This window comes from Paenibacillus sp. P4_E11 (assembly GCF_056401635.1).
Genome location: NZ_JBFUIX010000607.1, coordinates 1 through 822, shown reverse-complemented (window position 1 = coordinate 822; position 822 = coordinate 1). Strand labels below are relative to the sequence as shown.

The following is an 822-nucleotide window of genomic DNA, read 5'->3' as shown; positions in this document are numbered from 1 at the left end:
GGGCAGTTCTCAAAGATGGCAGTATTATTCGCGCCCTGGGGGTTACGGTATACATTACGGTTTTCGGAACAGCATTGAATATGATTTTTAATATTCTTACTGCCTATCCGTTGTCCCGTACTGATTTATGGGGACGAAAGTACTTTATGAACTTCATGCTTGTGACCATGCTGTTCAGTGGTGGGATGATTCCTGGTTATTTGTTGGTGAGGGAACTTCATATGCTTGATACATTGTGGTCCCTGATGATTCCTGGATTAATCGGAGCATTCAATGTCATTATTATGAAAACATTTTTCCAAGGTATACCTTCCGAACTAAGGGATGCCGCAGTAATGGATGGTTGCGGGAATACCCGCTATGTGTTGAAAGTCGTACTTCCGCTCTCGACCGCTTCATTGGCGACATTAAGCTTATTCTACGCGGTAGGACATTGGAACACGTACATGGCAGCAATCATTTACTTGAATGATGCGGACTTGTTCACCCTGCAGGTTAAGCTGCGCAATATCCTGCTCTTGTCCCAGATGGATACGACACTCGAAACGATGCAAAATACGGACAACCTGCATGTGATTGGAGAATCACTGAAGGCTGCAACGATCGTATTTGCTACCGCCCCAATCTTAATTGTTTATCCTTTCCTGCAACGATATTTCGTTAAAGGCGGCATGTTGGGATCAGTTAAGGGTTAATTGCTATGATCGGCAGGAAGTGAGCTTACGCTTACTTTATATAGTATGATCCTGCTAATAGAATCAAGGAGGATGAAGAATGAAGAATGTCAAAAGAGKGACAACKGTCGTTTTATCCAGCATGATG

Annotated in this window: 1 protein-coding gene; it reads left to right on the top strand. The window is 43.4% G+C overall.

Features of this window, described 5'->3' with window-relative positions; all coding sequences use genetic code 11:
- On the top strand, positions 1-695 hold a 695-nt coding region (locus tag AC1DWB_RS36400), incomplete at its 5' end, for a carbohydrate ABC transporter permease (protein ID WP_477545909.1).
- Positions 696-822 lie beyond the last annotated feature (127 nt).